Here is a 19,305-nt window from a genome sequence, read left to right as displayed (position 1 = left end):
TGGCGGTGGTTCGGATGGTGGCGCCCCAGAGCCTACGGCGTCGGGGCTCGCGTACCCTCGGCGCCATGGCCCAGTACGGCGGAGGAGGGCGCCCCGAGCACCTCGTGGCGTCCATCCCGGCGCGGCTGCGCGACGAGCGTCCGTCCATCAGCTTCGAGTTCTTCCCCCCCAAGGACGACGCCAGCGAGGCCCAGCTCTGGGACGCCCTGCGGCGGCTCGAGCGGGTGCGGCCGGCCTTCGTCTCGGTCACGTACGGCGCCGGCGGCACCACCCAGGACCGCACCGTGCGGGTCACCGGGCGGATCGCCGACGAGACCTCGCTGACCCCCCTCGCGCACCTCACGTGCGTCGGGGCCTCGGTGCGCCAGCTGCGCCAGGTGGTCGGGCACTACGCCGCCTCCGGGGTGCGCAACATCCTGGCCCTGCGCGGTGACCCGCCCGGCAACGTGCGCGGCGAGTGGACGGCCCACCCCGAGGGCCTCGACCACGCCGAGGACCTCGTGCGGCTGGTCCGGGGGCTGGGCGACTTCACCATCGGCGTCGCGGCCTTCCCGGACGTCCACCCCGACAGCCCCGACCTCGACCACGACGTCGAGGTGCTGGTGCGCAAGGCCGACGCCGGTGCCACCTTCGCCATCACCCAGATGGTCTTCGACGCCGACAGCTACCTGCGCCTGCGCGACCGGGTGGCGGCCCGCCGCGACCTGCCGGTCACCCCGGGCCTGATGCCGGTGACGAGCTTCCCGCAGATCCAGCGGATGTCGGAGCTGATGGGCACCCCGCTGCCGCCGCAGGTCGTCGAGCGGCTCGAGGCCGTCAAGGACGACAAGGTGGCGGTGCGGGCGGTGGGTGTCGAGATCGCCACCGAGATCGGGCGGCGGATGCTGGCCGAGGGCGCGCCGGGGCTGCACTTCATCACCATGAACCGCTCCACGGCCACCCTCGAGGTCCACGAGGCCCTCGGGCTCTGAGCCCGGACGCCACCGCGGGCGGTCGGAGGGTGCTCCCCTCCGATCGCCCGCGGCGTCGTGATCGTGGTGCCGGTGGTGCTCCGCCTCAGTCGGCGATGCCCCCGCAGACCGTCGGGAGGGTGGCCTCGAGCGGGAACTGCGCGCCGAGCTCGGAGGGGCCGGACTCGAAGTCGTACACGCCGTTGCCGTTGAGGTCGATGCCGTGGACGACCACCTGGACCGTGCCCGCGTTGGCCAGGGCCGCGGCGTTGGAGAAGGTCCGGGTGTACTCGAGGTGGCCGGTCGCGTCGGCCACCGGGAACCGGGACAGGTCGAGGGCGCTCGCGGGCGAGGTGTCGCCCACGGTGGTCAGCGAGGTCAGGATGCCGCCGTAGAACGGGGCGCCCTCGACCACGTTGGTGATGCCGTTGTGGTCGGCGTCGGCGCTGCCGTCGGGGCACCCCTTGTCCATGGGCGTGCCGTCGATGCCGTGCAGGTGCATGGCGTGGGGCAGGCCCGGGGCGAGCCCGTCGACGGTGACCGTGACCTGGACCTTGCCGTTGGGCAGCGCGGTGATGCGCGTGCTGCCGTGCGCCTGGCTGTTCGGCACGCTGGCCAGCTGCACCGGGTTCAGCCCGTAGTGGTAGCTGGCGACCTTGGCCGAGGGGTTGGAGTCGTGCGTGGCCTGGGCCGTCGTGGCCGTGGCGACGCTGAGCGCCAGCGCGCTGCCGACGACGAGGAAGGGGGTGAGCTTCATGGGGGTGTCCTTCTGCAAGGGCCGGGGCGCCACCGTTGGTGCCCTCGACCTCGTTCGCCGCGGAGGGGCCGGCCGGATGCGTCGGGCCCGCAGCCGCCTCTCAGGAGACTGTCAGGCGACGTCCATCGGCTGGCCCGCGGTGACCCGGATGAGCTCGTCGTAGGTGGTCGCGAAGACGGTGTGGCTGTGGCCGGCCGCGGCCCAGACCCGGGCGTAGCGGCCGAGGGTGACGTCGACGATCGTGCGCAGCCGCCGGGGGTGCCCCACGGGCGCCACGCCACCGATCGCCATCCCGGTGTGGAGGCGGACGAAGTCGGGGTCGGCCTGGTCGACGGCCACGTACTCGGCCAGGCCCGCGACCTTGGCGGTGTCGACCCGGTGGCCGCCGGAGGCCAGCACCAGGAGCGGCTCGACGCCGCCGTCGGCCCTGGTGGCGGCGAAGACGAGGCTGTTGGCGATCTCGGCCGGGGTGATGCCCAGGGCCTCGGCGGCCGCCTTCGCGGTGCGCACGGCGCCGGGCAGCTGGCGCAGCTCGGGCCGCACGTGCTGGACCGCGAGGGCCTCGAGCACGGCGGCGACGGCCGGGTGGGTGGTGAGGTCGCGAGGTGGAGGGACCGCTGCGGGGGCGGGGCCGGCGGGTTCGGGCGACATGACGGGAGCGTAGTGGCCGGGGCGGCCCGGGGCCCGAGGTCGGGGTACGGGACGGCCCTCCGTCACGGGTTGACCCGACGTCGGGGGTGCGGGGTACAGTGGTCGACATCGAACAGGTGTTCGACAATTCCGTCCGGACGTCGTCACGCGGGCCCCTCACGGTCCCCGGGTCGCTCCGTCCTGCCCGCAGGAGGCCCGCCATGGTCCGTCGCCACGACGACCCGCTCGAGGTCGTCACCGGGGCCGGTGCGCCCGGCCCGCCAGGGGGCGGCACCGCTCTCGGCGGCCCGCACTCCTTCGTGTGGCGGGGCCGGCGGTACACCGTCTGCGCCGTCCTCGACTCCTGGCAGGAGCGGCGCGCCTGGTGGCGCGAGGTCGGCGACGCCGGGGGCGGCCCGCCCGCCACCGAACGCCGGGTCTGGCGGGTCGAGGCCTGCCCGCCCTCCGGCACCACCGGGGTCTTCGACCTCGGCCGCGACGACGACCACTGGCTCCTGCTGCGGGCCCACGACTGAGGGAGAGGCACCACCGATGCCGCACGCCACGACCACGCTCGACCTCCTCGAGCGGGCCCGCGAGGCCGTCACCTCCGGGTACTCCGCCCCGGCCGCCTCCGCCCGCTACCTCTGCGCCTCGCTGGCCGCGCTGCGGGCCGCCGCCGCGCTCCTGGCCGCCCGCCCGGCCGGCACCCCCCGCGAGCAGGGCCCGCAGGACGTGTGGGGCCTCACCGCCCACACCGCCCCCGAGCTCACCGAGTGGGCCCAGCGCTTCGCCCTGGTCACCGGCCACCGGGTCGGCGTCGAGACCGGGCTGGTGCGGGTGGGGGCCCGCGAGGCCGACGACCTGCTGCGCGACGCCGAGACCTTCGTCGACCTCGTGGCCTCCCGGCTCGGGGTCCCCGTCGCCCACGTCGCGGGCCGCCGGCTCGTCCCCGTCCGCTCCGCCTGAGGCCGCCGATGACCGCCACGCCCGGGTCCACCACCCCCGACGGGTTCGCCCACCTGCACGTCGCCTCGGGGTTCTCGATGCGCTACGGCGCCTCGACCCCCGAGGACCTCGTCGCCCGCGCCGCCGAGCTCGGCCAGGGCGCGCTCGCGCTCACCGACCGCGACGGGCTCTACGGTGCGGTCCGGTTCGCGCAGGCGTGCGGGGCGGCCGGCCTCGACCCGGTCCTGGGTGTCGACCTCGCCGTCGCCGACCTCGTGCCGGGCCGCGCGCCGCGGCGGGTCCGCACGCCGGTGCGCGGCGGGGCGGTCGTCGACCCCCGCCGGCCCCGCGTCACCGTCCTCGCCCGCGGGCGCGGCGGGGGAACGGAGGCCGGGCGCGGCTGGGCGGCGCTGTGCCGGCTCGTCACCGCCACCCACCTGCGCGGTGAGCGGGGCATCCCGGTCACCACCCCCGACCTCCTCGCGCGCTGGTCCCACCCCGCCGGGGAGGGCGGGCCAGGAGAGGGCGGGTCGGGGGAGTTCGGGTCGGGGGAGGGCGGGCCGGGAGAGGTCGGGTCGGGGGAGGGCGGGCCGGCCCGGCTCGTCGTCCTCCTCGGCCCCGACTCCGACGTCGGCCGGGCGGTGCTGGCTGGGCAGCGCGAGCAGGCTCGCACCCTGCTGGCCCGCTGGCGCACCCTGCTCCCGCGCGACGGGCTGGCCGTCGAGGTCGTCCTGCACGGCGGTCCCGAGGGCACGCCGGGATGCCGCTCGCACGCCGCGCGCCTGCTCGGCCTGGCCGACGCCGCCGGGGTGCCGGCCGTCCTCAGTGCCGCCGTCCGGCACGCCGAGCCCGGCCAGGTCCGCGCCGTCGACGTCCTCGACGCCGCCCGCCGCCTCGTCGTCCTCGACTCCCGCCACCTCGACCGCGTCACCGACGCCGGGCACCTGGCCGACACCGGCTCGATGCGGGCCCGCGCCCTCGAGGTCACCTCGGGCGACACTGCGCGCGCCGACCGGCTCCTCACGATGACGGCCCTGCTGGCGTGCGAGTGCGTGCAGCATCCCCGCGACGACCTCGGCATCGGCGCCGTCCACCTGCCCGAGCCCGAGATCCTGAACATCCCCTCCGGCACCGACCCGATGGACGTCCTCGCGCAGCGCTGCCGGGCCGCGGTCGAGCGGCGCTACCCGGGGGCCACCGACGTCGAGCGCGAGGTCGTCCTCGACCGGCTCGACGCCGAGCTCGCCGTCGTCCGCTCGCTCGGCTACCCCACCTACTTCCTCACCGTCGCCGAGGTCACCGACCTCATCCGGGCGCGCGGCGTGCGGGTGGCCGCCCGCGGCTCGGGCGCCGGGAGCCTGGTCAACCACCTGCTCGGCATCAGCGGGGTCGACCCCATCCGTCACCGCCTCCTCATGGAGCGCTTCTGCTCGCCGCTGCGGGCCGAGCTGCCCGACATCGACGTCGACGTCGAGTCGGCCCGGCGCACCGAGATCTACGAGGCCGTGCTCGAGCGCTTCGGCGGCGAGCGGGTCACCTGCGTGTCGATGATGGACACCTACAAGGTGCGCCACGCCGTGCGCGACGTCGGGGCCGCGCTCGGGATGCCGCCGGTCGAGGTCGACGAGATCGCCAAGGCGTTCCCGCACATCCGGGCCCGCGACGCCCGGCACGCCATCGCCGACCTGCCCGAGCTGCGCAGCCGCGGCCTCGACAGCCCCCGCCTGGCGCAGTTCTTCGACCTCGTCGAGGCCCTCGACGGCCTGCCCCGCCACATCGCCCTGCACCCGTGCGGGGTGGTGCTCTCCAACGCCGGGATGCTCGACCGCACCCCGGTCGAGGCGAGCTGGCTCGGCTTCCCGATGAGCCAGTTCGACAAGGACGACGTCGAGACCCTGGGCTTCCTCAAGCTCGACGTCCTCGGCATCCGGATGCAGTCGTCGATGGCGCACGCCGTGGCCGAGGTGGAGCGGGTGAGCGGCGAGCGCATCGACCTCGACGACGAGGCACAGGTGCCGCTCGACGACCCCGACACCTTCGAGCTCATCCGCACCACCCGCACCCTGGGGATGTTCCAGATCGAGAGTCCCGGCCAGCGCGAGCTCGTCGGCAAGCTCGGGCCCCGGGCGTTCGACGACCTGATCGTCGACATCTCGTTGTTCCGGCCCGGGCCGGTCAAGTCCGACATGATCACCCCGTTCCTCGAGAGCCGGCACGGCTGGCGCGAGAAGCGCCACCTGCACCCCAGCCTCGTCCCGGCGCTGGCCGAGACCGAGGGGGTGGTGGTGTTCCACGAGCAGGTGCTGCTCATCGTGGCCGAGACCACCGGGGTCAGCCTGGCCCAGGCCGACGAGGTGCGCCGCTCGATGGGCACGCCGCACGGCCAGGAGGAGGTCGAGGCGTGGTGGCGGCCGGCCGCGCAGGCCCGCGGCTACGACGCCGCCGACCGCGACCGCATCTGGGAGGTGCTCAAGAGCTTCGCGAGCTTCGGGTTCTGCAAGGCGCACGCGGCGGCCTTCGCGCTGCCCACCTACCACTCGGCCTGGCTCAAGACCCACCACCCGGCGGCCTTCCTCTCCGGCATCCTCACCCACGACCCGGGGATGTACCCCAAGCGCCTCCTCCTCGACGACGCCCGCTCCTTCGGCATCCCGGTGCTCGGGCTCGACGTCAACGCCTCGCGCGAGGTCTACCGGGTCGAGCCCGTCGAGCACGGGGGCGACGACGGGGCCGACGAGAGGAGGCGACACGCCGATGTGCCACCCGATCCGTCGGCGTGTCACCTCCTCTCGACCGGCGAGGGGGGCGCCGTCCCCGGATGGCGGCGTGACCCCCAGCCCTACGGCATCCGGCTGTCGCTGGCCGACGTCAAGGGCATCAGCGAGGCCGAGGTCGCCCGTATCGTCGCCGGTCAGCCCTATGCCGACCTCGGCGACTTCTGGACCCGCGCCCGGGTCAGCCGGCCGGTCACCGAGCGGCTGGTCCTGGCCGGGGCCTTCGACGCCCTGCACGGGATGGGCTCGTCGTCGCTGGGGCGCCGCGGCCGGGTCACCCGCCGCGACCTGCTCCTGCACGTCGCCGAGCTCGAGCGGTGGGAGCGCGGGGCGGGCGGCCGCGGAAGGTCCGGCCGGCCCACCCGGTCGGCGCGGCCGCCACGCCCCGGCACCGTCGACGGCCACCGGCTCGAGATCCCGGCCTCGGCCGCCCGCGAGATGCAGGAGGCCGGCCCCGACGTCCGGCTCCGGGCCGCCGCCCAGTCGCAGGCGGCCCGCGAGGTCGTCCCGGCCGCCGAGCAGCCCACCCAGCTCACCCTCGACCTCGGCGACCGGCCGCGCCTGGTCGCCGGCACCGGGCTGCCCGAGATGACCGGGCCCGAGCGGGTCCGCGCCGAGCTCGACGTCCTCGGCCTCGACGTCTCGGCCCACGTCATCGCCTTCTACGAGCCGCTGCTCGCCGCCCTCGGGGTCACCCGCAGCCGCGACCTGGTCGGGTCCCGCAGCCGCAGCGAGGTGTGGGTCTCGGGGGTCAAGGTCGCCACCCAGACCCCACCGGTGCGCTCCGGGCGGCGGGTCGTCTTCCTCACCCTCGACGACGGCACCGGGCCCTCCGACTGCACCTTCTTCGAAGACGTCCAGGGCCCCTACGCCGGGGTGGTCTTCCACAGCTGGATGCTCCTGGTGCGCGGCGTCCTGCGCCGCACCGGCGACCGCGGGGTCTCGATCCGCGCCACCGGCGCCTGGGAGCTCGCCGCCCTGTGGGACGCCTGGCAGCTCGGCGGCCTCACCGCCGTACGGGCCGCGATCGCCGCGGGCGAGGCCGACGCGGTGGCCCGGGCCGAGGCCGCCGAGCACGCCGCGCGCGACGCCGACGCCCGCACCGGCCGGCGGGTCCTGGTGCACGCCTCCGGGTTCCGCCAGTCGCCCTACGCCGACATCAAGCCCGCCGGCGCCGACCCACGGGCCGGCCGCGGGGTGCCGGTCCTTGACCACCCCGGCGGCATGGCGCGTCCGGTCCCGGGGACGCCTCCCGGGCAGGTCGTGCCCGCGGCGGCCTCCACCCCGGCCCTGCCGTCGCGCAAGCTGTGGCACGCCAGCCCCGGCAGCTCGGGACACTAGGGTGGTCACCGCCCCCGCCCCACCGCGCCGCCGAGGAGACCCACCGTGGCCGAGCACCGCGACCGGCCGCCCGCCGCGGCGAGCCCCCGGACCACGGCCGTCCAGCGGGTCCTCGACGCCCACGCCGCGCAGCAGCAGGCCGCGCTGGGCCGCCCGCTGCGCGTCCTCGACCTCGGGGGTGGCACCGGTGGCACCGCGGTCCCCCTGGCCGTGGCCGGCCACGACCTCACCGTCGTCGACCCCAGCCCCGACGCGCTCTTCTCGCTGCGCCGCCGGGCCGCCGAGCGCGGGGTCGAGGTCCGCGCGCTCCAGGGCGACGCCGACACCGTCCACGACCTGCTCGGCGCCCCCGCGCCGGCCTTCGACCTGGTCTGCCTGCACGGCACCCTCGAGGTCGTCGACGACCCCGAGGCCGCCGTCCGCGCCGTGGCCGCCCTGCTCGCCCCCGGTGGCACCTTCTCGCTGGTCGTCGCCCAGCGGCTGCACGCGGTGCTCACCAACGCCCTCGCGGGCCGGCTCGACCGCGCGCGGGCCGTCCTCGAGCGCCCCGACGGCCGCTGGGGCGACGACGACCCCACGCCCCGACGCTTCGACGAGCCCGCCGTGCTGGCGCTCCTGGCGGCCCAGGGGCTCACGCCGGTCCACGTCCAGGGCGTGCGGGTCTTCGCCGACCTCGTGCCCTCGGCGCTGCTCGACTCCGAGGCCGACCGGGGGGCGCTGCTGGCCCTCGAGGAGGCCGCCGCGGCCGCCGACGACCACCCGCTGCTCGGCCGCCTCGGCAGCGCCCTGCACGTCCTCGCCACCCGGGGCTGAGCGCCGGGGGTCCTCCCGGTGAGCCGCCGGCAGTTCACGCTGCCCGAGCGGGTCGCCACCACCCCGCTCGACGACACCGGGTGCACGGTGCTGCACGTCGACATGGACGCCTTCTACGCGTCCGCGTCGCTGCTGGCGCACCCCGAGCTCGTCGGCACCCCGGTCATCATCGGCGGCGGCAACCGCGGCGTGGTGCTGTCGGCCACCTACGAGGCGCGCCGCTTCGGGGTCGCCTCGGCCATGCCGATGTCGCGCGCCCGCCGGCTCTGCCCCCAGGCCACCGTGCTCCCACCCGACCACGACCTGTACGCCACCATCTCGGCCGGGGTCATGGAGACCTTCCGGTCGATCACCCCTGTCGTCGAGCCGCTCTCGCTCGACGAGGCCTTCCTCGACGTCTCCGGGGCGGTCCGCCTCCTCGGGGGCCCGGCCGCGATCGGGCAGCACCTGCGCGACACCGTGCACGACGAGCAGGGCATCTCGTGCTCGGTCGGGGTCGGCCCCAGCAAGTTCGTCGCCAAGCTCGCCTCGGCCCTCGCCAAGCCCGACGGCATGGTCGTCGTGCCCCGCGACGAGGTCGTCCCGTTCGTCCAGCAGCTGCCGGTGGCGGCGCTGTGGGGCGTGGGGGAGCGCACCGAGGAGGCCCTGCTGCGGCTCGGGCTGCGCACCGTGGCCGACATCGCCCACACCCCGCTCACGACCCTCGTGCGCGGGCTCGGCGAGGCCACCGGCCACCACCTCCACGAGCTCGCCTGGGGCCGAGACCACCGCCCCGTCGAGCGCGAGCAGCGTGAGAAGAGCGTCGGCAGCGACCGGACCTTCGACAGCGACCTCGACGACGCGGTCCTCATCCGGCGGCACCTGCTGGCCCTCAGCGAGCGCACCGCGGCCCGGATGCGTGCCGCCGGCACCACCGGCCGCACCGTCACCCTCAAGGTGAGGTTCAGCGACTTCACGACCATCACCCGGGCCCGCACCCTGCGCGAGCACACCGACAGCGGCCGCGCGATCCACGAGGCCGCGTGCGGGCTTTTCGACGCCCTGGGTCTCCAGCGGGCCCGGATCCGCCTGGTCGGCGTGCGGATGACGGGTCTGCTCGACGTCACCCGGGCGCCGGTCCAGGGGGTCATCGGCGAGCCCGAGCACGGCTGGCGCGACGCCGACCGGGCCGTCGACCGGGCCCGCGCCCGCTTCGGTGCGGAGGTCGTCCGGCCGGCCAGTCTGATCGAACCTCGCACATCGGCTTCCGTACGGCGACCTGGCGATTTATCCTGAGGGTTCAGGAGCTACTTGGGGGCGTCCGCCGGACGCCCCGGGCCGACCACGGGAGGTTCCGTGCCCCTCTCAGACCACGAGCAGAAGATGCTCGACCAGCTGGAGCAGGCGCTTGCCGCCGAGGACCCGAAGTTCGCCTCGCAGATGCAGGGCAGCGGGCTGGCCTCGCTCCAGCGGCGCCGGTGGGTCCTCGGTGCCGTGGGTGTGCTCGCGGGCATGGGTCTGGTCCTGGTCGGCGTCAACACCACGATGTGGGTCGGGGCCGTCGGCTTCGCCCTCATGGTCGCCGCGGCCGTCTACGCCGTCACCCCCCCGCGCAAGGCCGCCTTCGGCGTGGTCCGTGACGGTGGCGCCATCGACCCCCACAAGGGGGGCAAGGCCCGCAGGAGCAAGAAGGGCGGCTCCATCATCGACCGCCTCGACGAGCGCTGGGAGCGTCGCGAGAACAAGTGGTGACCCACCGCCCCGCGGGGCGCCACTGCCGCCCGTCGCTCAGGTGACGAGCAGCCCCACCACGTAGAGACCGGCCACCACCAGGGCGGCCGCGAGCTCGATGCCCCACCCCTGCAGGATCGCCACCACCGCGTGCTGGGTACGCCCCCAGGCCTCGCGGCGCGACGAGCCGCGACCGGTCTCGACCAGCCAGATGCCGAGGACGAAGCCCACCACGGCGCCGACCACCGGGATCACGAAGAACCCGACCACGGCCAGCGCGAGGGCCGGCAGCAGGGTCGAGGTCCGCACGCCCTGCTGCTTCATCCGCCGGCCGGGGACCAGGTACTGCAGGACGAAGCCGGCGGCTGCCACCAGGACGCTCAGGCCCAGCAGGACCCAGCCCGCCGGGCTGTTCTCGGTGAGGGCCCACACGAACATCCCCGCCACCACCAGGACCAGGCCTGGCAGGACGGGGATGACGATGCCGACCAGCCCCACCACGATGAGCAGCGGCGGCAGGACGATCCAGACGTCGCCCGCGAGGGCGTCCACCCTCAGTGGTCGAGGGCGGTGGGCCCGGCCGGCTCGGTGAGCCGGTCGCTCTCGTCGAGGATCTCGGCCTTGTCGGCCAGGGCGGGGACGTGCTCACGCCCGTGGTGGGCACAGAAGAGCAGCTCGCCGCCTGCGTGCAGCCGCGCCCGGACGTATGCCTGGGCGCCGCAGCGGTCGCAGCGGTCCGCAGTGGAAAGGGCGGGTGCAAGTGCTGCGGTCACGTCGGCCTCCTCGGCTCGCTCGGGGGGTGCTGCTGGTGGTTCCGTGTGCCGACCCGTTCGGATCGGCGCCCTGTCCAACAGTCAAGCACGCCGATTGCTTCCCGGTCGCAGGGGGCCACCAACGGGCCGTCCGGTGTCGAGATCGTGACCTTTCCGCCGACGGCGAACGCCCCGACCGAGGGGTGCGCGGTGCGCCTGTCCGGGCCCGTCGGAGGCGCCGGTTACCCTGCAGAACGTGCCGAGCCCCGCCGCGAAGAAGACCGCCACCAGCAAGTCCGCCTCCGAGTACACCGCCCACCACCTGCAGGTGCTCGAGGGGCTGGAGGCCGTCCGTAAGCGGCCCGGCATGTACATCGGCTCCACCGACTCCCGCGGCCTCATGCACTGCCTCTGGGAGATCATCGACAACGCGGTCGACGAGGCCCTGGGCGGGCACTGCGACCGCGTCGACGTGGTCCTGTTCGCCGACGGCTCGGTCGAGGTCCGCGACAACGGTCGCGGCGTCCCGGTCGACATCGAGCCGCGCACCGGGCTCACCGGCGTCGAGCTCGTCTACACGCGCCTGCACGCGGGCGGCAAGTTCGGCGGCGGTTCCTACACCGCCTCCGGCGGCCTGCACGGCGTCGGCGCGTCGGTGGTCAACGCCCTGTCCTCCCGCCTCGACGTCGAGGTCGACCGGGGCGGCAAGACCTACGCCATGAGCTTCCGCCGCGGCGAGCCGGGGAGCTTCTCCGACGTCGCGGGCGCGGCCGGGCGCAAGGACCCCGAGCACCCGTTCACCCCGTACGTGAAGACCAGCGCCCTCGAGGTCGTGGGCAAGACCGGGCGCGGGGTCACCGGCACCCGCGTGCGCTACTGGGCCGACCGGCAGATCTTCCTGGCCGACGCCGGCTTCGACCTCGAGGGGCTGCTGGCGCGGGCCCGGCAGACCTCGTTCCTGGTGCCGGGCCTGACCATCGTCGTGCGCGACGAGCGGGGCGCCGAACCCACCGAGGAGGTCTTCGTCCACGACGGCGGCATCTCGGAGTTCTGCGAGTTCCTCGCCACCGACGCCGCCGTCACCGACGTCTGGCGGCTCCAGGGCAGCGGTACCTTCACCGAGACCGTCCCCGTCCTGGACGCGCAGGGCCACATGACCTCCACGGCGGTCGAGCGCGAGTGCGGGGTCGACATCGCGGTGCGCTGGGGCACCGGCTACGACACCACCGTGCGCTCGTTCACCAACATCATCGCCACCCCCAAGGGCGGTACCCACCTGGCCGGGTTCGAGCAGGCGCTGCTCAAGACGCTGCGCTCCCAGATCGCGGCCAAGGGGCGCACCCTCAAGGCCGGCAGCGACAAGCCCGAGAAGGACGACGCGCTGGCCGGGCTCACCGCCGTGGTCACGGTCCGTCTCGCCGAGCCGCAGTTCGAGGGCCAGACCAAGGAGGTGCTCGGCACGGCGGCGGTGCGCCAGATCGTCGCCAAGGTCGTCGAGACCGAGCTCACGAGCCTGCTCACCTCCACCAAGCGCCCCTACAAGCAGCAGGCGGCCGCGGTCCTCGAGAAGGTCGTGGCCGAGATGAAGTCGCGCATCAGCGCGCGGCTGCACAAGGAGACCCAGCGCCGCAAGACCGCGCTCGAGTCCTCGACCCTGCCGGCCAAGCTCGCCGACTGCCGCAGCAGCGACCCCGCGCACACCGAGCTGTTCATCGTCGAGGGCGACAGTGCGCTCGGCACCGCCAAGCTGGCCCGCAGCAGCGACCACCAGGCCCTGCTGCCCATCCGCGGCAAGATCCTCAACGTCCAGAAGGCCTCGGTCACCGACATGCTCGGCAACGCCGAGTGCGCCGCGATCATCCAGGTCATCGGGGCCGGCTCCGGGCGGACCTTCGACCTCGAGTCGGCTCGCTACGGCAAGGTCATCATCATGACCGACGCCGACGTCGACGGCGCCCACATCCGCACCCTGCTGCTCACCCTGTTCTTCCGCTACATGCGGCCCCTGGTCGAGGCCGGGCGGGTCTACGCCGCCGTGCCGCCACTGCACCGGGTCGAGGTGATGAACCCCGGGTCCAAGGCCAACGAGGTGATCTACACCTACTCCGAGGGCGAGATGCGCCGCCTGATGGCGAGCCTGGCCAAGCGCGGACGCAAGACCAAGCCGCTGCAGCGCTACAAGGGCCTCGGCGAGATGGACGCCGACCAGCTGGCCGAGACCACCATGGACCCGCGCCACCGCACCCTGCGCAAGGTGACGCTGCGCGACATCGAGTCGGCGGCCACCGTCTTCGAGCTGCTCATGGGCGGCGACGTCGGCCCCCGCAAGGACTTCATCATCGACAGCGCCGACGCCCTCGACAAGGAGCGCATCGACGCCTGAGCGTCCCCGTCGGGGCGTCCCGTGGTTGCCCTCGTGCGGTGTGTCGGACACAGTGGGACCGACGACGTCCCGGGCCCAGCGCGCCCCGGAAGGGAAGGCCGCGATGGGCACCACCGCCGGGCAGGGCGAGGTGCCGGTCGCGGGCGAGGTCCCCACCGACCTGAAGCGGGTGATGGGGCCGAGGCTCCTGCTCCTCTTCATCGTCGGCGACATCCTCGGCACCGGCGTCTACGCCCTCACCGGCGAGGTCGCCGCCCAGGTCGGCGGCGCCGCGTGGGTGCCGTTCCTGGTGGCCTTCGTCATCGCCACCATCACGGCCTTCTCCTACCTCGAGCTCGTCACCAAGTACCCGGAGGCCGCCGGCGCCGCGCTGTACGCCCACAAGGCGTTCGGCCTGCACTTCGTCACCTTCATCGTGGCCTTCACCGTGATGTGCTCGGGCATCACCAGCGCCTCGACCGCCTCGCGGGCCTTCGCCTCGAACGTCGCCACCGGCTTCGGCCTCGACAGCACTGACCCCACCCTCGGGCTGTGCATCGCGCTGGGGTTCATGGCCCTGGTGGCGGTGGTCAACATCCGTGGGGTGGGGGAGTCGGTCAAGGCCAACATCGTCCTCACCGGCGTCGAGCTGTCGGGCCTGCTGCTCGTCATCCTGGTCGGCTTCTACGCCCTGTTCGCCGGGCGCACCGACTTCAGCCGGACCATCGTCTTCGACAGCCCCGGCGACAAGAACGCCTTCCTCGCGGTCACGGCCGCCACCTCGCTGGCCTTCTTCGCGATGATCGGCTTCGAGGACTCGGTCAACATGGCCGAGGAGACCAAGGACCCGGTGCGCATCTTCCCCACGATGATGCTCAGCGGCCTGGCCATCACCGGCGGCATCTACGTGCTGGTCGCGCTCTTCGCGGTCGCCATCGTGCCGGTCGGCGAGCTCGCCCGGGGCGACACCCCGCTGGTCACCGTCGTCGAGACGGCGGCGCCCGGCGTGCCGATCTCCACCCTGCTGCCGTTCATCTCGATGTTCGCGGTCGCCAACTCGGCGCTGATCAACATGCTGATGGCCAGCCGCCTGCTGTACGGCATGGCCCGCCAGGGGGTGCTGCCGTCGTTCCTGGGCACGGTCCACCGCGGCCGGCGGACGCCCTGGGCCGCCATCCTCTTCACGACCGCCCTCGCCGCCGGCCTCATCGTGGTCGTCAGCGAGAACGCCGGCGGTGAGGTCATCTCGGCTCTGGGCGGCACCACCGCGCTGCTCCTGCTCGGGGTGTTCACCCTCGTCAACGTCTGCGTCCTGGTGCTGCGGCGCGACCGCATCGACCGCGACCACTTCACCTCGCCGGGCGTCCTGCCCGCCGTCGGCGCCCTGCTCTGTGCGTTCTTCGTCGGACCCTGGACCGGGCGCGACGGCATCCAGTACCGGATCGCCGGCTGGCTGCTGGTGGTCGGTGTGGCGCTGTGGGCGCTCACCTGGCTGGTCGACCGCGCGGTCCACGGCACGGGGACCTCCCGGCGCACGCCCGACGAGCGCGACGAGCCCCCGGGGCTGGGGGGCGGCGCCGCGGGCTGACGGCGCCGGTGCCCGTCAGGCGGGGGCCGGGCCGGTCGAGTCGCGCACCACGAGCACCGTGGGCATGACCAGGTCGGAGGGCCCGCTCGTGTCGGCCGGGTCGCTGAGCGCCCGCAGCAGCAGGCGGGAGGCCTCCCGGCCCTGCTCGGCGACGTCCTGGCGCACGGTGGTGAGCCCGAGGACCTCCGAGAGCACGTAGTCGTCGATGCCGATGACCGACAGGTCGCGGGGGACCTCGAGGTCGAGACGGCGCGCGCTCTCGCGGACGCCGATGGCCATCTCGTCGGAGGCGGCCACGATGGCGGTGGGGCGGTGGTCGGTGCACAGCAGCCGGGCGCTGTCGGCGGCCGCGGCCTCGGCGGTCCAGTCCGACCCGAGGACCCAGTCCTCGACCACCGGCAGGCCGGCCGCCTCCATGGTCTCGCGGAAGGCGGTCAGCCGGGTCTGGGGGGTCTCGACGTGGGCGACGTTGCGCGGCACGTCGCCGATGTAGCCGATCCGCCGGTGTCCGAGGTCGATGAGGTGCTCGACCGCGGTCCGCATGGTCGCGCGGTCGTCGATGCGGACGCAGGGCCGCCCGGGCACGGCCGAGCCGATGGCCACCAGCGGCAGGCCGAGCCGGTCGATGAGCGCGACTTCGTCGTCGGTCATCGGGACGTTCAGGGAGATGACGCCGTCGACGCGCTTCCAGAGCATGTTCTGGGTCAGGGGCAGGCGCTGGTCGTAGGTGTCGTCCTCGAGGTCGAACAGGATCACGTGGTGCCCGTGGGCCCGCAGCTCCTTCTCGATGGCGCTGACCAGGGTGGCGAAGAACCAGCGGGTCAGGAACGGTGCGACGACGGCGACCACACGGGTCCGCCCGGACGCCAGCGAGGTCGCCGTCGGCGACGCCACGTAGTGCAGCTGCTCGGCGACCTCGAGGACGCGCCGCCGGGTCTGCGGCGAGACCCGGTCGAGCCCACGGAGGGCGCGGGAGACCGTGGCGACCGACACCCCGGCCACCCGCGCCACATCCGTGATCGTGCTGATGACGCTCGTCCTTCGGTGGTAGGAGGCCCTCAGCCCTTCGTCCCGCCGGCCAGCAGGCCGCGGACGAAGTAGCGCTGGAGGCTGAGGAAGACCGCCACCGGGACGGCGATGGAGATGAACGCCGCCGCCGACAGCAGGTACCACCGGTTGCCCAGGGTGCCGCTGATGTTGTTCAGCACCATGGTCAGGGGGGCGTTGCTGCCGTTCCCGGCGTTACCGCCGAGCATGGTGATGGCGACGAGCAGGTCGTTCCACACCCAGAGGAACTGGAAGATCCCGAAGGACGCCAGCGCCGGGGTGATCAGCGGCAGCAGCACCTGGAAGAAGATGCGCACGTGGCCGGCGCCGTCGACCCGGGCCGCCTCGAGGAGCGAGGCCGGGATCTCCTTCATGAAGTTGTGCAGCAGGAAGACCGCCAGGGGCAGGGCGAACGCGCTGTGCGACAACCAGAGCGACCAGTACGTGCCGCCGATCCCGATGTTCTGGAACATCGTGACGAGGGGGAGCAGCGCGATCTGCAGCGGGACGATCTGCAGCGCGAAGACGGCCACGAACAGCAGGTTGCGGAACGGGAAGTCGATCCACGCGAACGCGTAGGCCGCCAACGACGCCAGGAACAGCGGCAGCATCACCGCGGGGATGGCGATCACGAACGAGTTGACGATGAAGTCGGTGAGCGGCGGTTGCCCCTCGGCGCCCGAGAGCACCGCGGAGTAGTTGCTCAGCGTGAACGGGGTCGACAGGGCCTGCCACCAGCCGGTGGCCTGGATGTCGCCCTGCTTGCGGAAGGAGGTGACGAGCAGGCCGAAGGTGGGGGTGGTCCACGCCAGCGCCATGACGATGGCGATGACCGAGGCCCAGGGGGAGGTGACGGAGCGGGCGGCGTTCCCCGCCGCGGAGCCCCGACGGCGCTTCGTGGGGAGCGCGTCCTCGCGGGCGGCCTCACCGATCGCCACGTCGGCGACGGCACCGGAGACCGGGGGAGGGGTGGCGGTGCTCATCAGGCGTCCTTCCTGAACTGGATGACGTTGAAGACGATGATCGGCATCACCAGCAGGAAGATGACGATCGCGATGGCCGCACCCAGGCCGGGCTGCTGCGTGACGAACGAGCGGTTGTAGAACTCGTTGGCCAGCACCGAGTCGCCGAGCTTGCCGCCGCTGGAGGCCTGGACGATGTCGAAGGCCTTGAGGGTGGCGATGGCGATGGTCGTGAGCACCACGATCACCGACGAGCGGATGCTCGGCAGCGTGACGAACCGGAACATCTTGACGCCGCTGACGCCGTCGAGCTTGGCGGCCTCGATGATCTCGTCGGGGATGGCCTTGATGGCGGCCGACAGCACGGTCATCGCGAAGCCGGCCTGGATCCAGATCATGATCGCGATGAGGGCGAAGGTGTTGCCGGGGGCGTTGCCGACGAAGTCGACGGGGTCCATCCCGAGCTTGGTGATGATGGCGTTGAGCAGGCCGGTCTGGTTCGACCCGGGGTCGCCGTTGTAGAAGTAGACGAACTTCCAGATCAGGGTGGCACCGACCATGGAGATCGCCATGGGGAGGAAGATCAGCGCCTTGGCGACGGCCTCGCCGCGGGCGCGGTCGATGAGGGTCGCGTAGAGGAGCCCGAAGGCGGTAGCCAGGAACGGCACCAGGACGACCCAGAAGACGGTGTTGCGGAAGACGTCGGGCAGCCCGGGGGTGGTCCACAGGAGCTGGAAGTTCTCGAGGCCGACGAACTTGCCACGAGAGCGGACCGAGCCGAAGTTGAGGTCGAAGAACTTGCCGTCGTAGAACGCCCGACGGATGGTCAGGATCGCGGGGTAGATGAGCGCGATGCTGATGAACAGGAGCGTGGGGCCGACGAAGGCGACCGCCTGGACCTTCTCGCCCACGCGCCCCTTGAAGAGCGACGCGAAGAGAAGGATGCCGACGAACACGACGGCGAAGACGGCCAGGCCCAGCACCATGGTGCCGAGCTTGCTGGCCGTCCCGGCCGCCGTGATCGTGGCTACCGATGTTGCGAACACGTACACCTCCCGGTAGAGCGCTGCCGGTGGAGCGGGGCGACCCCGCCCCACCGGCAGCAGATGTTCAGTTCAGCTGGTCAGAGCGAGAGGCTCAGTTGGCCGGCCAGGACTTCTCGATGTTGTCCAGCGTGGTCTTGTCGTCCTGACCCTTGACCCAGTTGGTCATCTCCGACCAGAAGGTGCCCGCGCCCACGGCGCTCGGCATCTGGTCGGACCCGTCGAAGCGGAAGACCGCAGCGGGGTCCTGGAGGATCTTGGCGCTCTGCTGGTCGATCGGCGAGACCAGGTTGGCGACGTCCAGGCCCTTGTTGGCGCTGACCCAGCCGCCGTTGGTCGTGGCCTTGGCCTTCGCGTTGGCCCAGTCGGGCGACGCGAGGAACGCCGCGAAGGCCTTGACCTCGGGGGCGTCACGGAAGGTGGCCACGAACTCGCCACCGCCGAGCACCGGCTTGGTGCTGGTGTCGACGCTCGGGAGGTAGAAGGCCCAGACGTCGCCGTCCTCGGCGACCTTGGTGCCCTCGGGCCAGTTCGAGGCGTAGAACGAGGCCTGGCGGTGCATGTAGCACTTGTTCTTCAAAATCGGCTGGCCGCCGTCCTGGAACGTCGTCGTGGCGATGGTCGAGGGAGCGCCGAAGCCGCCGTTGGTGTACTTCGGGTCCTTCAGGATGGCACCGACCTTCGCGAGGGCGTCGGCGACCTTGGGGTCGTTGAACTTGACCTTGTGGGCGACCCACTGGTCGTAGACGTCGGGGCCGGCCGTGCGCAGCAGCACGTCCTCGACCCAGTCGGTGCCGACCCAGCCGGTGGCGGTACCGGAGCCGAAGCCGGCGCACCAGGGCTTGGCGCCCGGGTCGTCGGCCGCGATCTTCGCGGTGAGGGTCATCAGCTCGTCCCACGTGGTCGGGACGGTGTAACCCTTGGCCTTGAAGGTCTTGGGGGAGTACCAGACGAACGACTTGACGTTCGCGCCGAGCGGGGCCGCGTAGAGCGTGCCGTCGACGGAGCCGTACTTGCGCCAGTCCTTGCCGAAGTACTTGTCGACCTCGTCGCCCACCGTCTTGCTGGCGGGGATGGCCTTGCCGGTGTCGACCATGGTCTGGAGAAGACCCGGCTGCGGGATGAACGCGACGTCGGGGAGGTTGCCGCTCTGGGCACGCTGCGGGAGGTTCTTCTCGAAGTCCTTGTCGCCTTCGTAGTTGACCTTCACGCCGGTGCAGTCCTCGAAGGCCTTGTAGGAGGCCTTGTGCGACGCGTCCTCCGGGGTCACGATCGAGGTGTAGATGCTCACGGTCTTGCCGTTGAGCTCCGACTTCATGTCACACCACTTGCTGTAGTCCGTGGTGTCGGCGGACGCCTGGGCGCCCGGGTCGTTGTTGGAGCTGGAGCCGCACGCCGCGGTCGTCAGGGACAGCGCAGCGATACCCGCTGCTGCCATCACCTTGCGCTTGTGGTTGAGGGCCATTGCCCGCCTCCGTTTCACTGGATCGGCCGGGGCGGGGATGCCTCGGCGGTGAGGGGAACCGGGCACAATGTAAAAGCGTTTACACACGCGGCGCAATGGGCGCTCGCCGGTGGCGCGGTAACGATTACGTAACACGGCCGCAGCGCCCCGGACCCACCCCCGC

Annotated in this window: 17 protein-coding genes; 9 read left to right on the top strand and 8 right to left on the bottom strand. The window is 73.0% G+C overall.

The window, feature by feature from the left end:
* Nucleotides 1-65 precede the first annotated feature (65 nt).
* A complete protein-coding gene (metF, locus tag ATL31_RS01895) occupies nt 66-971 on the top strand; it encodes a methylenetetrahydrofolate reductase [NAD(P)H] (protein ID WP_101394280.1) in 906 nt (301 codons plus the stop codon).
* Nucleotides 972-1,056: 85 nt separating this feature from the next.
* On the opposite strand, the gene ATL31_RS01890 is transcribed toward metF, so the two are convergent.
* Nucleotides 1,057-1,707: a superoxide dismutase family protein gene (locus tag ATL31_RS01890; RefSeq protein WP_101394279.1), complete on the bottom strand. Its 651-nt coding sequence runs from the start codon at nt 1,705-1,707 to the stop codon at nt 1,057-1,059.
* Between the two features lie 111 nt (nt 1,708-1,818).
* Nucleotides 1,819-2,358 carry a YbaK/EbsC family protein gene (locus ATL31_RS01885; protein ID WP_101394278.1) on the bottom strand — a complete coding sequence of 180 codons (540 nt, stop codon included), beginning with the start codon at nt 2,356-2,358 and terminating at the stop codon, nt 1,819-1,821.
* A gap of 200 nt (nt 2,359-2,558) precedes the next feature.
* On the opposite strand from ATL31_RS01885, the gene ATL31_RS01880 reads away from it, so the two are divergent.
* From ATL31_RS01880 to ATL31_RS01855, 6 genes are read left to right on the top strand one after another with little or no spacing between them, the layout of a single operon-like run.
* Entirely contained in the window at nt 2,559-2,873 is a 315-nt protein-coding gene (locus ATL31_RS01880; protein WP_101394277.1) for a DUF6504 family protein, read from the top strand.
* Nucleotides 2,874-2,889: 16 nt separating this feature from the next.
* A complete protein-coding gene (locus tag ATL31_RS01875; RefSeq protein ID WP_101394276.1) occupies nt 2,890-3,306 on the top strand; it encodes an SAV_6107 family HEPN domain-containing protein in 417 nt (138 codons plus the stop codon).
* An 8-nt stretch (nt 3,307-3,314) separates the two neighbouring features.
* Nucleotides 3,315-7,400, top strand: coding sequence for a DNA polymerase III subunit alpha (locus ATL31_RS01870; protein ID WP_101394275.1), 4,086 nt, complete (start codon nt 3,315-3,317; stop codon nt 7,398-7,400).
* A gap of 45 nt (nt 7,401-7,445) precedes the next feature.
* Nucleotides 7,446-8,213, top strand: a complete 768-nt coding sequence (locus ATL31_RS01865; protein ID WP_101394274.1) for a class I SAM-dependent methyltransferase — start codon at nt 7,446-7,448, stop codon at nt 8,211-8,213.
* 18 nt (nt 8,214-8,231) lie between these two features.
* Nucleotides 8,232-9,488, top strand: coding sequence for a DNA polymerase IV (gene dinB / locus ATL31_RS01860; protein ID WP_101394273.1), 1,257 nt, complete (start codon nt 8,232-8,234; stop codon nt 9,486-9,488).
* A gap of 60 nt (nt 9,489-9,548) precedes the next feature.
* A complete protein-coding gene (locus tag ATL31_RS01855; protein WP_101394272.1) occupies nt 9,549-9,944 on the top strand; it encodes a DUF3040 domain-containing protein in 396 nt (131 codons plus the stop codon).
* 36 nt (nt 9,945-9,980) lie between these two features.
* Here the strand turns inward: ATL31_RS01855 and ATL31_RS17025 are convergent, their stop codons facing one another.
* Nucleotides 9,981-10,475, bottom strand: a complete 495-nt coding sequence (locus ATL31_RS17025) for a DUF456 domain-containing protein (RefSeq protein ID WP_101394271.1) — start codon at nt 10,473-10,475, stop codon at nt 9,981-9,983.
* A gap of 2 nt (nt 10,476-10,477) precedes the next feature.
* Nucleotides 10,478-10,696, bottom strand: coding sequence for a DUF7455 domain-containing protein (locus ATL31_RS01845; RefSeq protein ID WP_101394270.1), 219 nt, complete (start codon nt 10,694-10,696; stop codon nt 10,478-10,480).
* Nucleotides 10,697-10,931: 235 nt separating this feature from the next.
* On the opposite strand from ATL31_RS01845, the gene ATL31_RS01840 reads away from it, so the two are divergent.
* Together ATL31_RS01840 and ATL31_RS01835 are read left to right on the top strand one after the other, a co-directional pair.
* Entirely contained in the window at nt 10,932-13,058 is a 2,127-nt protein-coding gene (locus tag ATL31_RS01840; protein ID WP_101394269.1) for a DNA gyrase/topoisomerase IV subunit B, read from the top strand.
* 103 nt (nt 13,059-13,161) lie between these two features.
* A complete protein-coding gene (locus ATL31_RS01835; RefSeq protein ID WP_245861830.1) occupies nt 13,162-14,625 on the top strand; it encodes an APC family permease in 1,464 nt (487 codons plus the stop codon).
* A gap of 15 nt (nt 14,626-14,640) precedes the next feature.
* Here ATL31_RS01835 and ATL31_RS01830 read toward each other — a convergent pair whose 3' ends face one another.
* From ATL31_RS01830 to ATL31_RS01815, 4 genes are all read right to left on the bottom strand, one after another.
* Nucleotides 14,641-15,636, bottom strand: coding sequence for a LacI family DNA-binding transcriptional regulator (locus tag ATL31_RS01830; protein WP_245861829.1), 996 nt, complete (start codon nt 15,634-15,636; stop codon nt 14,641-14,643).
* Nucleotides 15,637-15,683: 47 nt separating this feature from the next.
* The gene (locus ATL31_RS01825) at nt 15,684-16,655 is read right to left on the bottom strand and encodes a carbohydrate ABC transporter permease (RefSeq protein ID WP_101394268.1); all 972 of its coding nucleotides are present in this window, start codon (nt 16,653-16,655) and stop codon (nt 15,684-15,686) included.
* Entirely contained in the window at nt 16,655-17,620 is a 966-nt protein-coding gene (locus ATL31_RS01820) for a carbohydrate ABC transporter permease (protein WP_101394267.1), read from the bottom strand. The genes ATL31_RS01825 and ATL31_RS01820 overlap by 1 nt, the downstream gene beginning before the upstream one ends.
* A 151-nt stretch (nt 17,621-17,771) precedes the next feature.
* The gene (locus ATL31_RS01815; protein WP_101394266.1) at nt 17,772-19,142 is read right to left on the bottom strand and encodes an ABC transporter substrate-binding protein; all 1,371 of its coding nucleotides are present in this window, start codon (nt 19,140-19,142) and stop codon (nt 17,772-17,774) included.
* Nucleotides 19,143-19,305: the final 163 nt, after the last annotated feature.

This window comes from Phycicoccus duodecadis (genome assembly GCF_002846495.1).
GTDB classification, from domain to species: Bacteria; Actinomycetota; Actinomycetes; order Actinomycetales; family Dermatophilaceae; genus Phycicoccus; species Phycicoccus duodecadis.
This window is presented reverse-complemented; position numbering and strand designations above follow the sequence as displayed.